Source organism: Koromonas humicola (assembly GCF_059726255.1).
In genome coordinates this window covers 2,253,376-2,276,092 of record NZ_AP040873.1, presented here as the reverse complement: position 1 = coordinate 2,276,092, position 22,717 = coordinate 2,253,376, and the positions used below count along the sequence as shown (strand labels likewise).

Below are 22,717 nucleotides of genomic sequence, written 5' to 3'. Positions count from 1 at the left end.
GTGTCCCGATGCAAGCGAGTTAGTTCGGTCTGATGCGGTAACAGGAGGTCTTTTCAAAAGGTAGGCGTTCGAACCCTGCATCGAGGTTTAGAGTAGTCTCTGCCGACCCCAAGAACATGTACCCGTCATTGTGAAGGACTCTTTTAACTCTCCCGAAGATATCCTTCCTGGTATCGACATCGAAGTAGATCAGTACATTTCTCAAGAAGAGAATATCGACACGTTCAGCACTTGGCCAAGGTTGCGCCAAATTGATTGAACTGAAATCGACCATGTTCCTGATCTCGGATTTCAGTCTCCACTCTCTACCTTCGGATTCGAAGTATTTGGTCAGCAGTCGAGCAGGAACTCCTCTGTTCACTTCCATCTGAGAGTACCTGCCTTGTTGCGCTCTCTCCAGAATGTCGTTAGAGAAGTCGGTAGCTCTAATTCTGAATTGCCACCCGGGTAGATTGAAGTGTTCCCGCACGAGCATTGCTATGCTGTATGGCTCTTGCCCTGAGGAGCACGCAGCACTCCAGATGGTCAAGGCCTTGGTTGCCGCACGCTTCTGCAGCATGTCTGGTATAACGTTGGTCCGCAGTATCTCAAAGGGAACATGATCGCGGAAGAACCAGGTCTCGTTGTTGGTCATCGCATCGAGAACCCGCTTGTGAAGTTGGTTATGTGACTCAGTCCTGAGTCGACGAACCAAGTCTCCGATGCTTCCACATTGTTCTTTGTCCAGCAGTCGAGAGAGTCGCGTCTCAGCGAGGTAATCTTTGTCTGCATCGATTACGATCGCGGAGTAATCGCGAATGAATCTTCGGAGGTAGTCAAACTCTTGAGGCGCTATGCTCACGTCGATTGTCCTAGTATGCTGAGATCGCTCCGAACGAAGACGAGCTTCTCGATGCTTTAAAAACGCGGTCCACAATGGCCGGACCAATTTCGCCGATTGGCAGCACTTGCTCGGCGAGTCCATCTTTTGCGACAAAGGATGGCATACCCCAGACGACCGACGTTGCTTCGTCCTGTGCCAATATCTGCGCTCCCGCGGCGTAGAGTTCCTGGCATCCCTTATATCCGTCCTGTCCCATGCCTGTGAGGATCACGCCCAGTAGGTTCCCGCCGTAGGTCTCGACTGCGGAACGAAACAGTACATCCACAGAAGGTCGGCACGAGTTTTCATGTGGGCCCTGATCCATTCGTAGAATCGATCCTTGAAATGATTTGTAGACCTTCATGTGATAATCTCCGGGAGCGATCCGGACCTGACCGGCAGAAATACGTTCGCCCTCGACAGCCTCACGAATATCCAAAGGCGAGCCCGCATCCAGACGCTTGGCAAGGAACTGAGTAAACGTTGGGGGCATGTGCTGGACGATAAACACTGGTACAGGAAAGTCCTGCGGAAAATTAGGAAGAACCTCCGCAAGTGCGTTCGGACCGCCGGTGGAACTTCCGATCACAACCGCATCGATTTGGGATGTACGCACCCGTCGATTAGGGTTGAGCACAGGTGCAGGTGCGGGCAACACTACGGTAGTGATTTGCTTGGAGCAAAGGGCCTTTATCTTCGGAATCAGTTGTTCCGAGATACGTGCTTTGGCCTCTACTACGCTACCTACGTTTGCGGGCTTGGTAACGTAATCGCTTGCTCCGAGCGACAGCGCTTCAATCGTGTTGACTGCTCCGCGTTCCGTCGTCGTGCTGAACATGATCACAGGCATCCGCGGATACTTGTCTCGGATCACCTTTAGCGCCTGCAACCCGTCCATCTCTGGCATCTCGACATCCAGAGTTACAACGTCCGGCGATAGGCGCTCGATCTGCGACAGTGCGAGTCGGCCGTTGCTTGCGTACCCGCAGACAACGATGTCGGCATCACTGGACAGAACGTCCACCAGAATGCGGCGAACCACCACGGAGTCATCAACCACGAGCGCTTTGATTCGATTAGCCACTTAGAAACCCATCATTTGAAGTTTTTCTACGACCACTTCTTTGGTAAACGGCTTCATGATGTACTCGGCCGCTCCAGATTCAAGCGCCTGTGTCATGGACGTGAGACCGATTTCAGTTGTTACCATCACAACTTGCATCGAGTTATATTTTGCATCGGAACGAATCTTCGTTAGTAGCTCCATCCCGTCCATCTCTGGCATGTTCCAATCGAGCATCGCTAAGTCAAACGGAGATGATTCGGCAAGAACCGAGAGTGCGTGAACGCCGTTCTTCGCTTCGCTGGTCTCAAATCCCAACCCTTTGACGTACATCTTTAGGATCGATCTCATTGTTGATGAATCGTCAACTATGAGCGCCCGCATGTATTACCTCCTGAGGTATAGCTGCTGGGGGCCTGAGCCCCCAGCGTTGACGATCTAATATTTGAATTGCGAAACCAAGCCGTGGAGATCTGCGGCCATTCGCTCCAGAGCTTGTGCTGACCTTTGCGTGTCAGAGGCTCCGGAAGTTGTGCTCTTTGCAGCTTCCGCCACACCCGCGATGTTCTTCGTGATGTCTGTGCTTCCGCGTGCGGCCTCCGAGAGGTTGCGACTAATTTCATTGGTAGTCGCGCTCTGCTCCTCGATCGCGCTAGCGATGGTCGTTTGAATATCGCTAATTTGACCGATGACCGTCCCGATCTGCCCGATTGCCGAAACTGCGCCTTTCGTATCTGCCTGGATGGCTTCAATCTTTCGACTGATGTCCTCCGTAGCTTTTGCAGTCTCCTTGGCCAGTTCCTTCACTTCGTTGGCTACAACCGCGAATCCTTTACCCGCTTCACCTGCACGAGCAGCTTCGATCGTGGCGTTGAGAGCAAGGAGGTTCGTCTGCTGGGCGATTGAAGTGATGACCTTGATTACCTGGCCGATTTCAGCGCTGCTCTGACCCAATTTCGCGATTGTCTGGTTCGTAGCGTCAGCAGATTTAACCGCTCCATTCGCAACCTTCGTCGCTTCAGATGTATTCTTTGCTATTTCCTTAATGCTGGCGCCCATCTCGTCAGCACCTGCTGCTACCGTCTGCACACTTTGGGCAACCTGCTCCGAAACGCTGGAGACGACGTTTGCCTGCGCAGATGTCTGGTCGGCACTCGCACTCATCTGCTGGCTAACCTTGTTGAGTTCCTCGGCAGATGACACAAGCAGGGCAACGTTGCGTCCGATCTGCTGGATTGCATTTCGAACCTGCTGTGAAAGCGTGTTGATGGCTCGACCCACTTTGTCGAGATCGCCTTTGTATTCTTTTGCGACCTGTGCGGTTAGGTCTCCAGTTGCGAGCTTCTCGAGAACTGCCGTGAAATCCTGAAGGGGGCCAATGATCGTGTCGAGCGTCTGATTGACGCCTTCTACCACTCGCCTGAACTCTCCCCCGTGTTTGCTGCTGTCGGCTCGAGTCGTGAGTTTGCCGTCAATTGCTGCCTGCGCAAGCATGTTCGCGTCGGCAGTCATCGCGCCGATAGCGCTCTTTAACTGACCCAAGCTCTCGTTGATTGTGGCAAACTGCTTTTCGGCTTCGACCGTGTACTTATCCGACTTCGCTAGTTCGAGTTTGAAGTCCATATTGCCCGCAGCGAGTTTGGTTAGATTGTCTGCCAGGCGATTAACTTCATTGCTCGTGTAGTCCTTGTTTCGCAGTGTCGAAGTAAGATCTTGGACTACTTCGACAAAGCCCACCTGTTCGCCCTTCACGTTCATGACAAAGGACGTGTCCTGCTTACAGCTCATTCCGCAGAAGTCGAAGAAGGAATCGCCGATCCCGCGCTGGAGCCTTCTGATGCCGCACTCGGTGGTGTTGCAGATGTTCGCATTGGCGGTGGAGCACGGCATACCGACTGCTTGCTCACGGCCCTTGATCGATCCTTGTTCGACCATCAATTTCTCAAAAGCTTTGTTCAAGAACGTCCAGCGCATGTCGTTATCGATCACGTGAACTGGGAAGGGAACCGCGTCCACAACAGCCTGGAACCAGTTCAGCCTATCAACCACTACGTCAAGCGTTGCATTGACACCTTCAATTACCTTCTTGAACTCACCATGATGGTGAAGTGCATCTGCCCGCTCATCGAATTTCCCGCTTTGTGCAGCGCGGGTCAATTCTTCGGCGTCGCCTATCAGGCCCCCGACCGCACTCTTGACCTGAACCAAGCTCTCATTGATCTTCGAGAACTGTTGCTCAGCATCGACGGTGTATTTGTCGGACTTGGCAATTTCGAGATTGAAGTTTAGGTCGCCGCCCGCTAGTTTCGTCAGATTATCTGCCAGACGGTCCACTTCATGGCTGACGTAATCTTTATTGCGCAGAGTGGATGTGAGGTCTTGGACAACCTCAACATAGCCAACTTGCTCCCCTTTGACGTTCAGGACATGCGAGGTGTCCTGCTTACAGTGCATGCCACACCAATCGAAGAAGCTGTCGCCAATTCCGCGCTGCAACCTCCGAATACCGCATTCCGTCGTGTTGCAGATGTTCGCGTTTGCGGTGGAGCAAGGCATTCCGACTGCCTGATCGCGGTCCTTGACGTATCCTTGCTCGACCATCAACTTCTCAAAAGCCTTGTTCAAGAACGTCCAGTGCATATCCTTGTCAATGACATGTACTGGGAAGGGAACCGCGTCCACAATCGCTTGGAACCAGTTCAGTTTCTCCTCAAGCGTTTCGATGATTCCGTTCATCGCGCCCACAAGTTCCTGATCACGGGCGGGGAGAAGTTCTGTGCGAACACGACCGTCATACTTTCCGGTCTTGTATTCAATCAGCAGGCGCTTCAATTCGCCTGTGACTGTGTACTGCGCGACTGTTGCGGGTTTGGGCTTCTGTCGCCCCGCGGCGTTCACACTGACCTTGTTCATCGAACTACGTCCACGGGTTCCTTTTGGCTTCGAACGATCAGACATGGCAATCCTGCTCCTAAGCTACGAATTAAGCACTGCATGGGCGGTCGTGTTGATTGCCTGTTCCGTGTTAAGCAAAAGCAACAGGCCATCTTTCATCTTGTAAACGCCGCGTATGAGATCTTGAGCTGAACCGTCGAGGGTATCTGGCGCATGCTCAAAATCTTCTTCATTAACTTCAACTACATCCCCGATCTCATCCACTAACAGACTGACAGCTCCATCGCCGTCCCTGACAACCACATTCATTGGCAACTGATCTTTGTCTCGCTCGGGCAACTCAAGGCGCCTGCGCAAATCGATGGCTGTTACGATCTGTCCTCGAAGATTGATCAGTCCACCGATTGTGGTCGGCGCGAGCGGTACAGGCGTCATCACTTGGTATCGGATCACTTCTTGAACTTGCTCGACCTCGATGCCGAAGCAGAGAGCATCCAGGTAGAACGTGCAGAATTGGTGCTCGTTCTTCATGCGAGTACCTCCTGGCCAGCGGGAATCTTCTTCTGAAGCATCGCTGGCACGTTCAGCAGGTCTGTGACCTTCTGCTGTATCACTGCGGCACCGAGAAGCTCAGGTCGAACTCCTTCGTGCTCGATTGAAACGTGTTGCTCGACGATGTCTAGGATTTCGTCGACGACCAATCCCACATTCTTGTCTTCTGCGGTGTAAACAATCACCTGTAGAACGGAGTCATCGCTGCTGGCAGCGTCATGACCAAGCGCATCGGATACTCGGACGAGAGGCATGATGCAGCCGCGATACTGAACCACTTCTTCAGCCCCCGAATGTTCGATAAGCGATGACGGGAATTCTTCAAGACGTGAAACCTGAGAGAGGCGAATTGCGTATCGGCCTGTGTGCCCAGCTCGGAACACAAGCCAGGTATCCGTCAGGCACGCTTGAGGATCATCCTTTGTGCCCATGGAACCGGTGACATGGTTGTTGGCGTCGCTAACAAGGTTTGCATTCTGAGCCAACCCGATCACGTCAAGGATGAGCGCCACGCTGCCGTCGCCCATTATGGTGGCCCCCGAGAATGCGGTGATTCCCTTCAACTGCTTTGAGAGAGGCTTGACGACGATCTCTTCAGTGTCATTGATGTCGTCCACTACGAGGCCAAACTGCCGACCGTCTGACTGCAGGACAACAATGTTCGTAGGATCTGGAAACAGGGATGTGCAGGACTCGAGCCGCAACTCTTTGTTCAAGTAGATCAGCGGTAAGAGCCGTCCACGCAGACGGTGGACAGGGGCTCCTTTGATCAATTCAATCTCGCGCTTTACCTGATCACCTTCGAGTCGAACGAGCTCAACAAGGCTGACCTGAGGGATTGCGAAGTGCTCGCCTTTGGTCGTGACGATTAGCGCAGGGATGATTGCCAACGTTAAGGGTATTTTGATTTTTACCGTCGCTCCACGACCGGGACTGTTTTGAAGGTCAACCGTTCCACCAATTTTCTCGATGTTCGTTTTCACGACATCCATGCCTACGCCGCGACCGGAGATATTTGTTACTTCCTTAGCGGTCGAGAATCCGGGGAGGAAGATCAGGTTGACCAGTTCGCGCTCCGACATCTTCGCGATTTGATCGGCGCTTATCATTCCGCGCTCAACTGCCTTCTGCTTTACCTTGGCTATGTCTATGCCGCTGCCGTCATCCGAGATTTCGATATTTACTTGGCCGCCCTCGTGGAACGCCCGAAGATGGATTCGTCCACTCTCCGGCTTGCCCAGCACGAGTCTCTTCTGCGCAGGTTCGATCGCGTGATCGATTGCGTTGCGCATGATGTGTACGAGTGGATCCTTGATGGCCTCAAGAATAGTCTTGTCCAACTCGGTGTCAGCGCCCTCTAGCTCGAGTTCCACCTTTTTGCCGCACCCAACAGCCAAATCACGAACCATGCGCGGAAACTTGTTCCAGATGTTTCCGATCGGCTGCATGCGGGTCTTCATGACCCCTTCCTGCAGTTCGGTAGTAATAAGGTTCAGTCGTTGTGCGGTTCCGAGGAAGACAGAGTCGTTCACCGATCCAGTGAATTGGAGGATCTGGTTCCGCGCCAGGACAAGCTCGCCGACCAGATTCATCAACTTGTCCAATAAGCTGACGTCCACCCGGATGTTTCCAGAGGACACCTTGGCGGAGCGTTTCTCAGATTGAACTGTGAGTGCCTCGATTATTTCGCTCTGAGAGACAACACCGTTTTCAACGAGAACTTCGCCGAGTTTGCGGGGGTCACCCTCCAACTGCTGCTTTAGTCCCTTGCTAACGTCTTCAGGTGTGGCCAAGTGTTCTTGGATTAGAACCTCGCCAATACGCGGAACTTCCGGTTCTGCGCTCACTTCTGGGGCGGGTGGCTCTTTAGGCGTATTCGAATGGAGTACCGCTGAAAGGGTGTCAATTACGTCCGAGTAGTCTCGCTCGCCTTCGGTGCCGGACTGCCCGATGTTGCCCAGAATTTCTCGAAAAGCATCCACCATTGCGAGTAGGGCGGCGGATACTTCCGGAGTGATGACTATGGTTTTCTCACGAGCTTTGGAAAGGAGGTTCTCACCAATGTGAGAGATCGACTCGAGCTTTGGGAACCCCAGTAGTCCACTTGTGCCCTTGAATGTGTGGACAATCCGGAAAATTCCCGCGATCAATTCTTCGGACGCGGGATCTTTCTCAAGGTCCAAGAGCGATTGGTCCAACTGGTCCAATCCTTCATTACTCTCTTCAAGGAACTCCCGAAGGATTTCCTTCATCTCGTCCATATTTCACCCTCACCGGACTGATATGACTTAGTACCGCGACCGAGAAGGCTGCATATGTTTAGGTTAGTAAACGCTGCGACTCGGTGGCAGCGCTATATCGGCACATTGGCTGGTGCACATCAGTTCATAATTTGAAAGCTGTGGAACCTGTGAAGCTAGACCGGACGGTCGGGATCAGGGCAAACAGGAAGGTGCCACTGCTGCATAATGCTGCGAGTCTTGAAGCATCAAGACTCGCACTCGAGTTCATGTTCAAGGCCAGATGGAACTAGGCAGCGAGGTTCCGCTCGTCATCGCGGTCATCTGATTTCTGCCGCATGCGAATAACAGAGAACAGGGCAAGGGCAGCCGCTAGACCTCCAGTCAGCAATTCATTCCGATGCAGACTAAACCAGAGTTCCCCGCTTGAGCTGCTGGACCGGCGATTGAACGTTCCGTGAGCTCCAAAGTCACGTAATTGGTCCACCGGCTTCCAAAGGTTATCGGGACGACTAGGATTCTCGGGCTCACTCGTTTGCTGTGAGTCATAGCCGGTTTTTCCGAGATATCGATCAAGGATCCCGGGAATAACCTTCTGAGCTGCGATAGCTTTCACCGTAGGCATACCAACCCAGACCTCACGCCTGCGATGATGGGCTGCCCAGTAGATAGCACGAGCGGCTACTTCGGGCTCAAAAATCGGAGGCACGGGCTGCGCCTTGTTCTTAAGGCGGCTCTTCACCCACGAGAACTGTGGAGTATTGAGAGCAGGCATTTGCACCACCGTAACGTGCACTCGGCTCTGGTCGTGAATCAGTTCGCACCGTAGCGAGTCAGTGAATCCGATGATTGCATGCTTGGCTGCACAGTACGCCGATTGCAGCGGAATGCTGCGGTAGGACAAGGCCGAGCCTACTTGCACAATACAACCTTTGTTTCTCGGTAGCATGCTCTTCAGTGCAGTGAGCGTTCCGTGCACGTATCCAAGATAGGTCACTTCAGTGACTCGCTTGTACTCGTCTGCCTGCATCTGCTTCACAGGTGAGAACACGGAAAGCATGGCTGTGTTGATCCAGATACCGATGGGACCGAGTTTCTTCTCGACTGCCAGAGCTGCATTTCGCACCTGATCAGGGTCCGCAACATCGGTAGGTAGAACCAAGGCCTTCCCGCCGAGTCGTTCAACATCGCGTCGCGCTCCCTCCAGACCTGCTTTGCCACGCGCTAGTAGACCAATGCTTGCACCATGGCGAGCAAACTCCTGAGCGGTTGCCCTGCCCACTCCCGCCGATGCACCTGTGATTACCACTACTTCTTTGCTCACTGTCAATTCCTCGGCCGTATGGATGTTTGAACGCTGTCTGACGTTGGTCGGTGCAGCATGCCATACGACCGCGCTCACTCAGCTTGTCACTGTCGAGAATTTCTGGCTATCTCAAATATTTCAGCTACGTAGGTTCGGGCCTTCAAAAGCATCATCAAACTACTGTTCACAATGAGTACAGTCCTCCCTTACCAATCAGAAACTGCGCAGCGCTTTGAGCTGGAACATGGCTGGGACTTCTACCCCGACCGAACTGGTCGAATGAGGTACGAGGATCTAGCAAAAGTCAACGAATGGCGGCATGCGCGTGCGGGCCTCTCCTGGAATGTCCAGTTTGAGGATCTGCGCGACTACATGGGGGCGGGCTGGTATCGCATCCTGCTCGACATTCCGCGGTTTACAGACGCGAGGCATGTGCTGCTCCGGTTCGGTGCCGTCGACTATTTCTGCGAAACCTATGTCAATGGAAAGCTCGTTGGCTCTCACGAGGGTGGGTACACCCCATTCAGCTTCGATATCACGAGTGCGGTCCATGCAGGACGAAACGAGTTGGCGTTACGTGTTATTGATCCACCGATGAATGAGGCCGAGAATCGGGAACTCTTTCCTGAGATGATGTACAACGAAATCCCTCATGGAAAGCAGAACTGGTATGTGCAGAATTCGGGCATTTGGCAAGGCGTCCGACTGGAGTTCTGCCCAAGAGTATACGTAGACCGCGTCGACGTAACGCCGAAGTCCGACGGACAGTTCGAAGCTGTTGTTAGGCTCGCCGGGATGGGGTTGTTGGGCGACGAGACACACGCCACGAACACGGAGTTGCGCCTCAGCATATTCGACAGCAGCGGTCGCACCGTATTTGAAACCGCTACGGCGTTTGAAGGAACAAACGAAGTAAGGTTCTCTGGAGTCGTGCCCAATGCGCGCCAGTGGTCGCTCGATGATCCTGCGTTGTACATGATGGAAGCCATGCTGGTCGGGGCAGTGGAGTACCGCCGAAGGGTGCGATTTGGCTTCCGCAGCTTCCAAGCGCGAGACGGAAAGTTCTTCTTAAACGATAAACCGTTGTACCTCCTAGCTGCGCTCGATCAGGATTTCTATCCTGAGACCATTCACACCCCGGCCTCAGAAGGCTTCGTGCGAGACATGATGCTGAAGGCAAAGAAGCTCGGCATTAATGTGCTTCGTTGTCATCTCAAGGTGGCGCATCCGGTGTATCTCGATGTAGCCGACGAGATTGGAATGATGGTTTGGGCGGAGATGCCTTCTTGGAGCGATTGCTGGTTCCCATGTGATCACTTCTCGATGCGGGCAGCGACTCGCGGCGAGCAAATGTTTTCGGAGATCATGGTGCGTGACTGGAACCATCCCAGCATCGTGATTCGCACGGTGATGAACGAGTCCTGGGGCATCAATCTGAAGCAAGAAGACCAGCGGAAATGGCTTCTGGCGATCTACGAGCGTGTGAAGCGAACGCTGGAACCCCTCGGGCGGTTAGTCATCGACAACAGTGCCTGTGAAGGGAACTTCCACATAAAGACAGACATCGAGGACTTCCACCAGTACTATTCCATGCCCGATCAAGTAAAGCTGTGGGACAAGTGGCTGGGTGAATTCGCCTCGCGTCCGGGATGGACATTCAGCCCTTATGGAGATGCCCAACGCACAGGCAAGGAACCTTTGGTCGTGTCAGAGTTCGGAAACTGGGGACTGCCCAAACTTCCACCAGACGAGCATCTCCCATGGTGGTTCCACTACAGCTTCGGCGGGCGAGAAGTCACAAATCCAGCGGGTGTTTTCGAACGCTTTCGTGCCTTTGGATTAGACAAGGTGTTCGGCTCTTACAACGGATTTGCTGAGGAGTCGCAGTGGCATCAATACATCTCCCTGAAGTATGAAATCGAGTCGATGCGCTCTTTTCCGTCGATCCAAGGGTATGTCGTCACAGCAATGACGGATGTGCATTGGGAGGTCAACGGCCTCCTCGATATGTGGCGAAACCCCAAAGCCTTTGCCGACGATTTGGCGCGTTTACAGCAGCCCGACGTTGTGTTTACGCGACCGCAGAGATGGACTGCTTTCGCCGGCGATGAACTGGAACTTCCGTTGTTCCTCTCCCATTACTCGACCCGTGATTTGAGCGGAGCCCGCGTGCGATGGTCAACAGACTCGGGCGCCTCGGGGCAGCTTCTTCTCGACTCTGACATTGCTTCGGGAACACTACATCCTCTGGACATAATCCGCTGGACTCCCTTCAAAGGAAACTCCGCGCAGGTGGAACGTGTGTATCTGGAGCTTCGCCTGAAGAACGGATCGCGAGTTGCGGAAAACACGTGCGAGCTCTTTCTTCTCCCACGACGATCGTTGGCGGAACTACCGAAAATGTGGCTTCACGATCCGGAAGGAATTTATTCCGACTTGCAATCGGAAATGCAGAGATCTGGCGTGTTGAACCCAACGTCGGACCCACGTGCGCTGTGCGTGTCCACAAAGGTGGACGATGTGCTATTGCGCCATTTGGGACAAGGCGGGACGGCCTTGCTGCTGATTGATTCAGCAGACGCGTTCCCCCCAGATTCTGGACTGAAGTCGTCTGTGCGAGCTGGTTGCGAATTGGACGGCAGATGGTTCTCGAACTTCAATTGGATCCGGCCCGACGCAGCTCCATTTCGCGATATAGCTTTCGGAAGAATCCTCGGTTTCGAGTCTGCAGAAGTGATTCCTGATTTCGTCATTGAAGGAATCGTTCCGGAGCGATTCGATGATGTCTTGTGCGGAGCAACATTTGGTTGGTTGCAGAAGAACTCAGGGCTGGTCGTGCAATGCGCGCTGAATGGTGGACGCCTGCTTGCTACAACGTTCCGCTTCCACAACTATGCAAATGACGCATATGCTTCCGCTCTACTTTATGAACTCGTGCGCTACGCGGCTGGCGACGACTGGCGGCCTACGTTAACTCTTCTCCGGTCAGATGTAACCGCGAGGAGTTGAGCGATGGCTAATTTCGGTTCGAAACGGTTAACTCTTGCCGAGAGTTTCACCGAGACCTTTGGAGACGTGCCCCGCATATTTGATGCGCCTGGCCGCGTGAACTTGATCGGCGAGCATACAGACTACAACGAAGGCTATGTCATGCCGGCAGCCATTCGGTTCCGTACGACGGCGGCTGTCAGTCCTCGTACGGATCGCAAGCTGAAAGTCGTCTCGCGTAATTTCCATGAGACAGGCGAATTTGATCTTGATCATTTGCCGGCATCACCTGCTCGGCGCTGGAGCGATTACGTCGTTGGAGTAGCGCGGCAATTGATCAGTCATGGCGATCACCTTCAGGGTGCGAATCTGATGCTTGAAGGCGAGGTCCCGATAGGCGCCGGGCTGAGTTCTTCAGCATCGGTGGAGGTCGCTACTGCCTTGGCGTTGAGTTCCACCGCGTCTCAGCAGATCTCGCGTTCCGACCTTGCGTACATATGCCAACGAGCAGAAAACGACTTCGTCGGAGCTCGTTGCGGCATCATGGACCAATTTGTATCTGCGAATGGCCGTGCAGGTCACGCCCTACTCCTTGATTGTCGTTCGCTTCAGTTTGAATCGATTCCTCTCCCGGAGAATGCGTCCATCGTGATCTGCAACACGATGATCAAGCATTCAATTGCGGGAGGTGAGTACAATGCGCGACGAAGAGAATGTGAGGAAGGCACCCGTATCCTGCAGAAAGCGTTTCCTCAGGTGAAGGCTTTACGTGATGTAGCTCTTTCCGAACTAGACTCGCAGCGCGAGAGTCTAGGCGAAGTTTTGTATCGCCGTTGTCGGCATGTCGTTACGGAGAATGCACGGGTTCTTGCAACCGCCAAAGCCCTGCGTCGAGGCGATTTGCCGGACGTCGGGCGTGAGATGGCGGAATCGCATCGCAGTCTCCGGGATGACTATGAGGTGAGTTGCTCTGAGCTTGATCTAATGGTCGAGCTCGCAGCCCTGCAACCAGGAGTGATTGGATCAAGGATGACTGGCGGGGGATTTGGTGGATGCACGGTTAACCTCGTACAGCATCAGTCCGTTGAAGGTTTTCGGCGCGCAGTCTCTGAAGCGTACAAACAAAAGTTAGGAGTACAGCCTGAGATCTACGTGTCCAGTGCTGAAGACGGAGCTGCAGAGGCGACTTAGGCGTCATATCACGCCTTCGGCCATGTTGACGCAGAACGCGAATACAAATACACATCCAACTTACTGAATGTTCAGTCTGACGGAGCATCCACACCGCCGCTATAATCCGCTGACCGGGGAATGGGTGCTGGTATCACCACATCGCACGAAACGGCCTTGGCTCGGTCAAACTGAGAAGGTCGCCCCGGAAGTGCAACCGCCATACGATCCAAATTGCTATCTATGTCCCGGAAATTCACGGGCAGGCGGCGCAAAGAACCCACACTACACATCCACGTTCGTCTTCAACAACGACTATGCTGCTTTGTTGCCCGACACGGGCACAGAAGAAATCAGGCGCGGCGAATTGATCATCGCGCAAGGCGAGCCGGGGATCTGCCGTGTCATCTGCTTTTCTCCTCGTCACGATTTGACTCTGGCAAGAATGTCTCAACAAGAAACGCGGGAGGTAGTAGATCTCTGGGCTGAGCAGACGCTGGATCTGGGTGGCACGTCTTCGATTTCCTATGTGCAGGTATTCGAGAATCGCGGCGCCATGATGGGAGCGAGTAATCCTCATCCGCATTGCCAGGTGTGGGCCACTGCTTCGCTTCCTAACGAGGTCGCAAGAGAAGAAGCTAGACAGCGGGAATACTCCGCAGTTCACGCAGGTTGCATGTTGTGTAGCTACATTGCAATGGAAGAGAAGCTATCAGAACGCATTGTGTTTGAAAACGAATCGTTCATAGTTGTTGTGCCGTTCTGGGCCGTCTGGCCATTTGAAACCTTAGTAGTAGGGAAGCGTCATGCGCCCGATCTTCCGTCCTTAAATGATGCAGAGCGCAATTGGCTCAGTGAGGTTCTCAGGCGTCTTACCGCTGCATATGACCGCGTGTTCGAGGCTCCGTTCCCATACACCATGGGATTTCATCAGCGTCCAAGCGATGGACAGCCGCACTCCGAGTGGCATTTACACGCGCACTTCTATCCTCCGCTATTACGATCGGCAACAATACGAAAGTTCATGGTCGGCTACGAGATGCTTGGTACTCCGCAGCGCGACATAACACCAGAATCAGCTGCCGAACGCATACGTGAGGTGATCGGCTCAGGGGAAAAGAGCAAGTGAGAAAGTCAGCATTGCAATTGTGGGGTGGTGTGGAGTGCACAGTTAACCGCGTCGGAGATAGTTACATAGAGCAACTCGACAGACTCGGCCATAGCTCTCGAATCTCCGACCTCGACCTGTTCGCGGAGCTTGGAATTTCGACTCTGAGGCAACCTGTGCTGTGGGAGCGAGTCGCGCCCAACGGGCTCGACACCGCAGATTGGCGATGGTCGGACGAGTGGCTCAACCGCATGCGTGAGCTTCACATTTCTCCGATCGTCGGCTTAGTTCATCACGGCAGCGGCCCGCGTTCCACTAATCTGCTGGACCCCGCCTTCCCCGAGAAGCTTTCAATTTATGCTCGTGCAGTTGCCGAGCGCTACCCGTGGGTGGGTGCCTATACTCCGGTCAACGAGCCTCTTACGACTGCGCGGTTCAGTGCTCTATACGGACATTGGTATCCACACAAGCGAGATGCTCAATCCTTCGTTTCTGCTCTGATGAACGAATGCCGGGCGACAGCGCTGGCAATGCGGGAGATTCGAGCAATAAATCCCTCAGCAAAGCTCATTCAGACTGATGATTTATGCCAGACCTTCAGCACGCCGCGATTGCAATACCAGGCTGATTTCGAGAACGAACGCCGCTGGCTTGGATATGACCTCTTGTGCGGCAGAGTCGATCGTGAGCACGCGCTGTACTCGTATTTGATTCAATGTGGCGCAGAGCCCGCTACATTAGAGTGGCTTCTGCAGAATCCATGTCCACCTGACATTATTGGCATCAACCACTACCTGTCCAGTGACAGGTTTCTCGATGAGCAGACCGATAGGTATCCGTTGGAGCCCAAGGGCGGCAACGGAGTCGATACCTACGTGGACGTCCTGGCAGCCCGCGTTCGCGTCGACGGCCCGGCAGAAGTCCACACTTTACTTCGGGAAGTCTGGGAACGATATCACCTTCCGGTAGCGCTCACAGAGGTTCACAACGGCTGTACGCGCGAAGAGCAGTTGCGGTGGTTGCATGAGCTTTGGAATGGGTGCATGGAAGCGCGAGCGAACGGCGTAGATGTTGTCGCACTGACTCTCTGGTCCCTACTAGGCGCTTTCGATTGGGACTCGCTCGTCACTCGCAATGCAGGTCATTACGAACCCGGAGTGTTCGATATTCGTGCCCCGCGTCCGAGAGCAACCGCCATCGCGCATCTTGCCAGCAAACTCGGGCGTGGCGAAGAGCCAATTGATCCCTTGTTGCAAGTTCCAGGATGGTGGAAGAGGCCGGAGCGGTTTGAGTATGGCCACTGTATCTCAGGCTCACGAGAGCTGCGGGTGGAAGCAACGCGAGTTGCTCCGTTAGAGGGAGTGGCCCCGGTACTGATCGCGGGAGGCAATGGCAAGCTAGGTCAAGCCTTGGCCCACGCGTGCCGCAGTCGCGGAATCGCTTACGTGAGCCTCAGCCGCAGCGAAATGGACATCGCTAATCACGACTCTGTGGAGAACATCCTCAGACGGTTGCAGCCGTGGGCAGTCATCAACGCGGCTGGCTATGTACAAATCAATGCAGCAGAAGCGAACAGAGATCGCTCTGATCGCGACAATGCACACGGTCCCGCGATTCTGGCTGAACAATGTGCGAAGCAGGGAATACGGTTTCTGACGTTTTCGACGGACCTTGTATTCGATGGAATGAAAGGGCGACCATATCTTGAGTCTGACGGTGTTGCACCATTGAGCCGATTTGCTTGTGCAAAAGCTATGGCAGAACGAAGCGTGCTCGACAAGCTGCCCAATGCGCTGGTGATTCGTACGAGTGCATTGTTCGGCCCGCGTCAGGAGAGGGGGTTCCTTGTACGTGCTTTAAGCAGCATGGTTCGTGGCATCGCGTTTAATGCAGCTTCAGATCTTGTGCTTTCGCCCACCTACATCCCCGATCTGGTGGATTGCACGCTCGACCTGTTTATTGATGGAGAGAAGGGCGTATGGCATGTGGCAAATCAAGCACAAGTGAGCTGGGCCGAGTTTGCAATGTTGGTTGCAGAGCGCCTCGGGCTAAGCCGCAGTCTGATTAACTCAAAGGCCTCGAGAGAACTGCAGCTTGTTGCGGACCTTCCTTGCTATTCTGCACTGGCGAGTGAGCGAGCGAACATCATGCCATCGCTCGAAAGTGCAATCGACCGCTTCGCGCTGCACCGGCCCTTGGAGTGGCAAAATGAAGGCCAGTCCCTTGTGTGATGCTGGAATGGCCTCTTTGTCGATCAGAAATCCTTCTTTACGCAGCCTTCTCTGGAGACGACTCGACATCACTGGATAACCACTTGCCAGCGGCCTTGTCGCGAGCAATTGAGGTTACTGCAGCGTTGCTCGGATAAAGAATGCTCTTGCCGCGCCCCACGACAGCGACGGGCTGATCGCGTGTGATCTTCTTGAACGTAGTGAGTGCTTGGGCTGTCACCTGATCCATGTTGTAGTACTTGTAGGTCGCCAGTCGTCCTACGAAATACACTCCCACTGATTGATCAGCTAACTCCTTGTATCGTTGATAGAGTTCCTGATTCCTAGGCTGCGGAACGGGGTAGTATGGGTCACCCTCGGCGACCGGATACTCGTACACGATGCTCGTCTTCGCATGCGCCTGACCCGTGAGGTATTTGAATTCAGTGATGCGGGTATAGAGGTGCTCGTTGGGGTAGTTGACCACAGCGTTGGTTTGGAACCATTCTTTATCGTGGGTTTCGTGCTTGAAGTTCAAAGAACGATACGGAAGCTTTCCATAACGATATTCGAAGAACTCGTCGATCGGACCCGTGTAGATCATTTCGCGAAACTTAATCTCACTTGCAATCTCGCGATAGTCCGTATTAAGTACAACGCTGATGTTGGGATGATCAAGCATGTTCTCGAACATGCGAGTGAATCCATGTAGCGGCATTGCCTGATAGGAATCCGTAAAATAGCGGGTGTCGCGATTCGTCCGTACCGGCAGCCGCGCAATTACCGAAGCTTCCAGCTCTGATGGATCGAGATTCCATTGTTTGCGCGTGTAATTACGAAACAGCTTTTCGTAGAGTTCCCGGCCGATCTTACTGACGACCACGTCCTCCGACGTCACGATCTTTTCCCGAGGCTCCGCTAATGTATTTAAGAAGTCCTGCATTGTGGTCGAACTTAGGTTCAGGTTGTACAACCGATTGATCGTCTCCAAATTGATGGGGAGCGGAACAAGCATTCCATCGACGCTGGCCAGAACGTGATGTTCGTACTGACGCCACTCGGTAAAGTGCGACAAGTATTCGAAGACATCGCGCGAATTCGTATGAAATATATGCGGTCCATACTTATGTACCAGAATGCCAGCGTCGTTGTATTGATCAAAAGCATTTCCCGCTATGTGATTACGGCGGTCGCAGATGAGTACGCGCTTGTTTACCTTTGCCAGACGCTCGGCAAGAACGCTGCCTGCAAAACCAGCGCCGACGATCAAATAATCGAACATAGGACTCCTTAATTGTGGAATGTGCGCGGACGGCTGCTAATCGCCTACTACGCCTGTTTCTGCTGAAGTGGGGTGAGAGCGAGCAGGAACCGGCGCACGCATCGGGACAGATTTAGCTGCAGCCTGCAATGCGAGCCGATGCATCGCTGCCCACGTATCGTCCCATGACGAGCGAGAAATAAACGCATCGGCCTCTCTGAGTCGAGCCGTTTCGTGCGCCCCTAAAGGTCGGGAAAGCTGCGCCTCAATGGCGGACACAAACTCAGGACCGGACTCAGCGATGGACACCAATCCCAAGTCTCCATACGGACGGACAACATCGGTGATTGGTGTCGATACGACGGGACAGCCAGCGGCCAGATACTCCGGCGTCTTGGTCGGACTGATGAATCGCGTCGACTCGTTCCGTGCGAATGGAAGAATCGCAACATCCCACCCAGACATGTATCCGGGAAGCTCGTCGTAAGACTTTGCACCGAGGTAGTGAATGTTGTTCGCTCGCGGAAGGTCGTCAGCAGACACCTTTACCACCGGACCGATGAGCACTATCTGCCATTCCGGTTGCTCCTGAGCCACATGTCGAATCAGGTCGAGATCCATTCGCTCATCAATTACGCCGCAGTAGCCAATCCGAGGACGGGGAATCCTGTATTGGTCTACATGCGGCTGCTTTGCAGGTATCCGTGCTCGCATGAAGTGCGATCGATCTATGCTGCTGGGGAAAAGGTGAACTGAACCGTGGGCGTTGCGTTTGGATTCGTAAAGGGTGGCGCCGCCCGTAAAGACAAGGTCGGCAGCTTTGAAGAGCTCAGCTTCCGCGTGACGCAAACCAGGGGGCGCGCCTCGAAAAGCCGAAAGCTCGTCCATGCAGTCGTAAATTACTGCGGCGGGACGCAGGTTCCGAGTGAAGTTCCATGCCATTGGAGTGTAGTACCACGCCACGAGGTCGTGAGCATTCCACTCAGACAACGTCGTGGCGAGGAGCGTCGGCAACTCCGGCACGAGTACATAAACTCCCTCGCGACTAATGCTGGCGTGCACTCTCGGTTCAGCATTCTCTTTATAGAGAGGTTCCTCCCAGAAGAACACTCGGTGGTGACGAGCGCACCTACTTAGGAGATGCTGAGGTCTCTGAAACACAAAGTTCCATCTCAAATGTGACAAAACGAGAAAGTCCATAGTCTTTTCTGTGAGATGCGAACTAAGACCCCCGAGAGCGGGTGCTTCAGGTATCAATCATCTGTGGCATATTTTGGCGTGCGTAGATGAGGATTGTACGTCGCCCGGTCCAGCTCAGAACAAGTCACTGTATGTGCATTGTTCGCCTTACTGTAGCGATGAATGGCTTGTCTTTGTGCCATTCAACCGTGAGGTGCTGGCATGCACGATGCGCACAGCCACAACACAGCACGCCGCACTCCAGTTTGGGAGCGGCCACATGGAAGATCATACTTGTACAGTTTGCCTCGGGCGGCCGCCCCGAACTGCGACCCACATTTCGGATTAAAGCAGGAAACCACCGACATCTTTGCCAACTCTTCTTGCTCTTGATCTCTTCCGCGGTGGAAGAGGTGCCGCGCGCTAGTCGTTGGAAGCTCAAGACCATAACAGCAATTCGGCGTAAACAGACGCTCGCTCGCAATTGCGAGTTCAAGGCTCTATGCTTCCAGCGAACAACGGAACTAAATGTTCACGTACCCACATGTCATCGTCTCCAGCCGGCACGTTGTCAAACAGCATCCATTGCTCGTTATGCTCAACTTGCTCTCCCGGGTGTAGAACGACCTCCGGTCCGAGTGTCTCAAGCTCAATGAACTTCTCCTCCGCGAAAACCTCGAAGTTCGCGCCGAGATCAGGGAATTGCCCCTGCTCTGGTCGACTGTGTTTCACGAAGAGATGACCGTCTCTGAAATACGCGCCCCAGCCTGCCGCATTTCTCAATCCGAGCTTTTGCATGCCAAAGCCCTGTGCTGCCACGAGTGGCTGCCTTAGCTGAATGTACTCCGGACCCGGGCGCCAGCAAGATAGCGAAAGATCTGTGTAGGACCACAAGGTAAGCGAACTCGTAGGAAGCAGATGCTCCGGTCCCCACGGTGCTCGCGCAGGTAATGGGACTATGGCTTGCCCTCCGGGGCGGAGCACTGTCAGCGCCCATGTTGCCAGAGTAGTATCTGCCGCACTCTCATTTGAGATTCGGTGCGCGATGCTGACCTTTGCGGCTTCCGAACTCATCCTGATCTCCAGAGTCTTTTGCAGTCCTGTGCTCTCGACTTGTGCTTTGAAGCAGTACGACCCGCCGCACTCAGCAACTTCAACGGCTACGTTATCAGCGAAGGTGGTTCGAGAAGTTTCGGGTGCTACCCACAAGCGATGTCCACCATACATGCGGAATTCACGTCCGCCAACCTGCCCAAGTTGCGAATCCACTTCGTAGAATTCGTTCTCGTCTCCGCAGAATCCAAAATGCAAGACTCTCGGCCCCACGTCGGCTGTCACCAGCAGTTCGACCACGCCGTTGGATATGTGCCAGACATTATCCCAGCCGTGATACCTGGTTCGCTTCGCTGCGATCTTCACGTTTCGACCTCGGTCAATACCGCGACAGTCTATCTCACTCCGGTCTCACCCTTCATCGCTGCTGCTCCGGCAGCACTTTACTCTACCCGGCTGGGCGTCTCTCAAGGGTTGTTGCTTCAGGGATAGCATCACCAGATTTAATCGAAATCTAATTCACTCCCCGCTTTGCCTACGCTCGTTATGTACTCCGAACATTCCTCTGATGAACCGCCGCTTTCGTGCCGATAGACCCGAGTCGTTAGTGCTGAAAGGTCCGTAAGCAGTCATGCAACTCTGTCATAGAGATGTTTCGGAATCAGGCATCGGAATCTTGTTGAAAGCATCCGTTGAACATGCTGCTCAAGAGGGAGGAAGGCAAGTTGTCTCCCAATTGGATTGAAGTCTTTGTTCAAGAGAGTAATGAACTGCTTGCAGACGTCGAACAGTTAGCGCTGACATTGGACGAAGGCGAGCCTGATGAAGAAGTCGTGCATCGGATGTTTCGCGACTTCCACACGATCAAGGGCTCGAGTGGAATGTGCGGGTTCGAGACAGTTTCCTTGTTCACTCATCATGTTGAAACCCTCCTCGATGCTGTACGCGCAGGAAATGTCCAAGTCTCTTCCAATCTGGTAAGCGCCGTTCTCAATGCCAAGGATCACATCGCCGAATTGATCGTCGCGCAGACCGGAGGCGAGCCAGTACCGGCAGAGCGAACCCACGAGGTGATTGCGAAACTGCAGGCCCTGAACGCTCAGCAACCCGAGGCATCAAGCAACGCACATATCGCCGCTCCTGCACAATCTTCTCGAAGCTGCGATCCAAATTGCTGGAGTATCACCTTCCGACCTGGGCCCGATCTATTCATCTGCGGCGGCAATCCGGATTTGCTGTTTCGCGAACTTCGGGCTCTGGGCTCGTGCACCATCGTTGCGCATACCGACCAGGTTCCGCTCCTGGCGGAGTTGGTTTCCGATCGTTGCTATCTTTGGTGGACCATTCGCCTTGAGACCGAAGCTGGCGAGGATGCCATTCGTGACGTGTTCATGTTCGTCGATGACGGAACGAATCTGCAGATTCAACCCGATGCGAAAGCCTCAATCGGGCAGTCATCGCCACGCACGCAGACTGCAAGCAACTGCGATGGACAGGATGGCGCAACTCATCAGCAATCGGCCTCTGCACCTGAGAACTCCTCACTGAAGAAGCAAGCGCGAACTGGAGCGAAGTCACCGGTAAAAGATTCTTCCATCCGTGTGCCCTCCGACCGCTTAGACCGCCTCGTCAATCTTGTCGGTGAGTTGGTGATAAACCAATCACGACTGGCGCAAGTTGCTAATCAAATTGGCGCACCGGAGTTGGCGAGTCCGGTTGAGGAAATTGAGCGGCTCATTGGCGAGTTGCGCGACAACGTCCTCGGCATCCGAATGCTGCCGATCGGAACCATCTTCGGGCGCTTCCGGCGCATGATTCATGATCTGTCTTCGGAGCTGCACAAAGAGGTCGATCTCATTACGCAAGGCGCGGAGACTGAACTCGACAACAGCATACTCGACCAACTCGGAGAACCTCTCGTCCATCTGTTGCGAAACTGCGTTGATCACGCAATGGAAAAGCCTGAGGACCGGATTGCTGCAGGGAAGCCGCGGAGAGGCACGATCACCCTGTCAGCAGTGCACACCGGGTCCAACGTTGTAGTGAGTATTCAGGACGATGGCCGGGGAGTGAACCGTGCAGCGGTAAGGACGAAGGCGATCGAGAAGCAACTGATTTCGCCCGACGCCGTTCTCAGCGACAAAGACATCGTAAATCTGATTCTTCTACCCGGGTTCAGCACAGCTGCACAAGTCACCAACGTTTCCGGTCGCGGCGTAGGTATGGATGCCGTGAAGCGCCAAGTCGAAGCTATGAGAGGAACCCTCTCCATAGCCAGCGAAGAAGGGCGCGGCACATGCATTTCAGTTTCTCTTCCACTAACGCTTGCAATCATCGAGGGTTTGCTGGTCGAGGTTGCAGGAGACCAGTTCATTATTCCTATGTCAAGCGTCATGGAGAACGTCGATCTCGAACGTAGCCAGAGAAATCGCAACAACGGTCGCAATGCGATTCCGGTCCGTGGAGATCTCGTCCCATATATCGACTTGCGAGAGATGTTCGCAATGGGCGGCACGCCGCCGGACCTTGGGAAGGTCGTGATTGTCGGCCATGAAGGTGAACGTGTAGGTTTGCTGGTCGATCGCGTAATTGGAAGCCACCAAACAGTCCTGCAGTCGTTGGGCAAATTCTTCAGAGCCGTACAAGTCGTCTCCGGCGCAACGATCATGGGCGACGGACGAGTAGCTCTCATATTGGATATTCCAGCCGCCGTGCAGTTGGCTGAACGATTGCCAACCTGTGCTCCGGCTTCCAATCGGTCTTAGGTGTGAACAGCGGTCTCAGCGCCGCTAACAGAGAAATGTTGCTGTACAGGAGAAATCTCGTTCTA

The 22,717-nt window shown here is 53.9% G+C and carries 15 protein-coding genes and 1 pseudogene; 5 read left to right on the top strand and 11 right to left on the bottom strand.

Features of this window, described 5'->3' with window-relative positions:
- Positions 1 to 19: 19 nt before the first annotated feature.
- From AC6IZD_RS09855 to AC6IZD_RS09820, 8 genes and pseudogenes are all read right to left on the bottom strand, one after another.
- A complete protein-coding gene (locus AC6IZD_RS09855; protein WP_497787571.1) occupies positions 20 to 634 on the bottom strand; it encodes a CheR family methyltransferase in 615 nt (204 codons plus the stop codon).
- A gap of 6 nt (positions 635 to 640) precedes the next feature.
- Positions 641 to 964, bottom strand: a pseudogene (locus AC6IZD_RS09850) (hypothetical protein); the annotation flags it as partial.
- The gene (locus AC6IZD_RS09845; RefSeq protein ID WP_497787520.1) at positions 852 to 1,946 is read right to left on the bottom strand and encodes a protein-glutamate methylesterase/protein-glutamine glutaminase; all 1,095 of its coding nucleotides are present in this window, start codon (positions 1,944 to 1,946) and stop codon (positions 852 to 854) included. The pseudogene AC6IZD_RS09850 and the gene AC6IZD_RS09845, both read right to left, overlap by 113 nt.
- Positions 1,947 to 2,309, bottom strand: a complete 363-nt coding sequence (locus AC6IZD_RS09840; protein WP_497787519.1) for a response regulator — start codon at positions 2,307 to 2,309, stop codon at positions 1,947 to 1,949.
- Between the two features lie 54 nt (positions 2,310 to 2,363).
- A complete protein-coding gene (locus AC6IZD_RS09835) occupies positions 2,364 to 4,883 on the bottom strand; it encodes a methyl-accepting chemotaxis protein (RefSeq protein ID WP_497787518.1) in 2,520 nt (839 codons plus the stop codon).
- An 18-nt stretch (positions 4,884 to 4,901) separates the two neighbouring features.
- Complete coding sequence (locus tag AC6IZD_RS09830; RefSeq protein ID WP_497787517.1) at positions 4,902 to 5,351, bottom strand: chemotaxis protein CheW; 450 nt, start codon at positions 5,349 to 5,351, stop codon at positions 4,902 to 4,904.
- Positions 5,348 to 7,633 (bottom strand): chemotaxis protein CheA, encoded by a 2,286-nt coding sequence (locus tag AC6IZD_RS09825; RefSeq protein WP_497787516.1) that lies wholly within the window; start codon positions 7,631 to 7,633, stop codon positions 5,348 to 5,350. Before AC6IZD_RS09825 ends, AC6IZD_RS09830 begins: the two co-directional genes overlap by 4 nt.
- 268 nt (positions 7,634 to 7,901) lie before the next feature.
- The gene (locus AC6IZD_RS09820; protein ID WP_497787515.1) at positions 7,902 to 8,936 is read right to left on the bottom strand and encodes an SDR family oxidoreductase; all 1,035 of its coding nucleotides are present in this window, start codon (positions 8,934 to 8,936) and stop codon (positions 7,902 to 7,904) included.
- A gap of 171 nt (positions 8,937 to 9,107) precedes the next feature.
- On the opposite strand from AC6IZD_RS09820, the gene AC6IZD_RS09815 reads away from it, so the two are divergent.
- The 4 genes from AC6IZD_RS09815 to AC6IZD_RS09800 all read left to right on the top strand — a co-directional run bounded on the left by AC6IZD_RS09815 (position 9,108) and on the right by AC6IZD_RS09800 (position 16,415).
- Positions 9,108 to 11,927: a glycoside hydrolase family 2 protein gene (locus AC6IZD_RS09815; protein WP_497787514.1), complete on the top strand. Its 2,820-nt coding sequence runs from the start codon at positions 9,108 to 9,110 to the stop codon at positions 11,925 to 11,927.
- Between the two features lie 3 nt (positions 11,928 to 11,930).
- Positions 11,931 to 13,097 (top strand): galactokinase, encoded by a 1,167-nt coding sequence (locus AC6IZD_RS09810; RefSeq protein WP_497787513.1) that lies wholly within the window; start codon positions 11,931 to 11,933, stop codon positions 13,095 to 13,097.
- A 67-nt stretch (positions 13,098 to 13,164) separates the two neighbouring features.
- The gene (locus AC6IZD_RS09805; protein ID WP_497787512.1) at positions 13,165 to 14,205 is read left to right on the top strand and encodes a UDP-glucose--hexose-1-phosphate uridylyltransferase; all 1,041 of its coding nucleotides are present in this window, start codon (positions 13,165 to 13,167) and stop codon (positions 14,203 to 14,205) included.
- Positions 14,202 to 16,415, top strand: a complete 2,214-nt coding sequence (locus AC6IZD_RS09800; RefSeq protein ID WP_497787511.1) for a family 1 glycosylhydrolase — start codon at positions 14,202 to 14,204, stop codon at positions 16,413 to 16,415. Before AC6IZD_RS09805 ends, AC6IZD_RS09800 begins: the two co-directional genes overlap by 4 nt.
- Before the next feature lie 37 nt (positions 16,416 to 16,452).
- Here the strand turns inward: AC6IZD_RS09800 and glf are convergent, their stop codons facing one another.
- The 3 genes from glf to AC6IZD_RS09785 form a co-directional block, all read right to left on the bottom strand.
- Positions 16,453 to 17,676, bottom strand: coding sequence for a UDP-galactopyranose mutase (gene glf, locus AC6IZD_RS09795; protein ID WP_497787510.1), 1,224 nt, complete (start codon positions 17,674 to 17,676; stop codon positions 16,453 to 16,455).
- A 36-nt stretch (positions 17,677 to 17,712) separates the two neighbouring features.
- On the bottom strand, positions 17,713 to 18,717 hold the full coding sequence (locus AC6IZD_RS09790; protein WP_497787509.1) for a glycosyltransferase: 1,005 nt from the start codon (positions 18,715 to 18,717) through the stop codon (positions 17,713 to 17,715).
- Between the two features lie 609 nt (positions 18,718 to 19,326).
- The gene (locus tag AC6IZD_RS09785; protein ID WP_497787508.1) at positions 19,327 to 20,253 is read right to left on the bottom strand and encodes a hypothetical protein; all 927 of its coding nucleotides are present in this window, start codon (positions 20,251 to 20,253) and stop codon (positions 19,327 to 19,329) included.
- A gap of 359 nt (positions 20,254 to 20,612) precedes the next feature.
- On the opposite strand from AC6IZD_RS09785, the gene AC6IZD_RS09780 reads away from it, so the two are divergent.
- Positions 20,613 to 22,652 carry a chemotaxis protein CheA gene (locus tag AC6IZD_RS09780; protein WP_497787507.1) on the top strand — a complete coding sequence of 680 codons (2,040 nt, stop codon included), beginning with the start codon at positions 20,613 to 20,615 and terminating at the stop codon, positions 22,650 to 22,652.
- Positions 22,653 to 22,717: the final 65 nt, after the last annotated feature.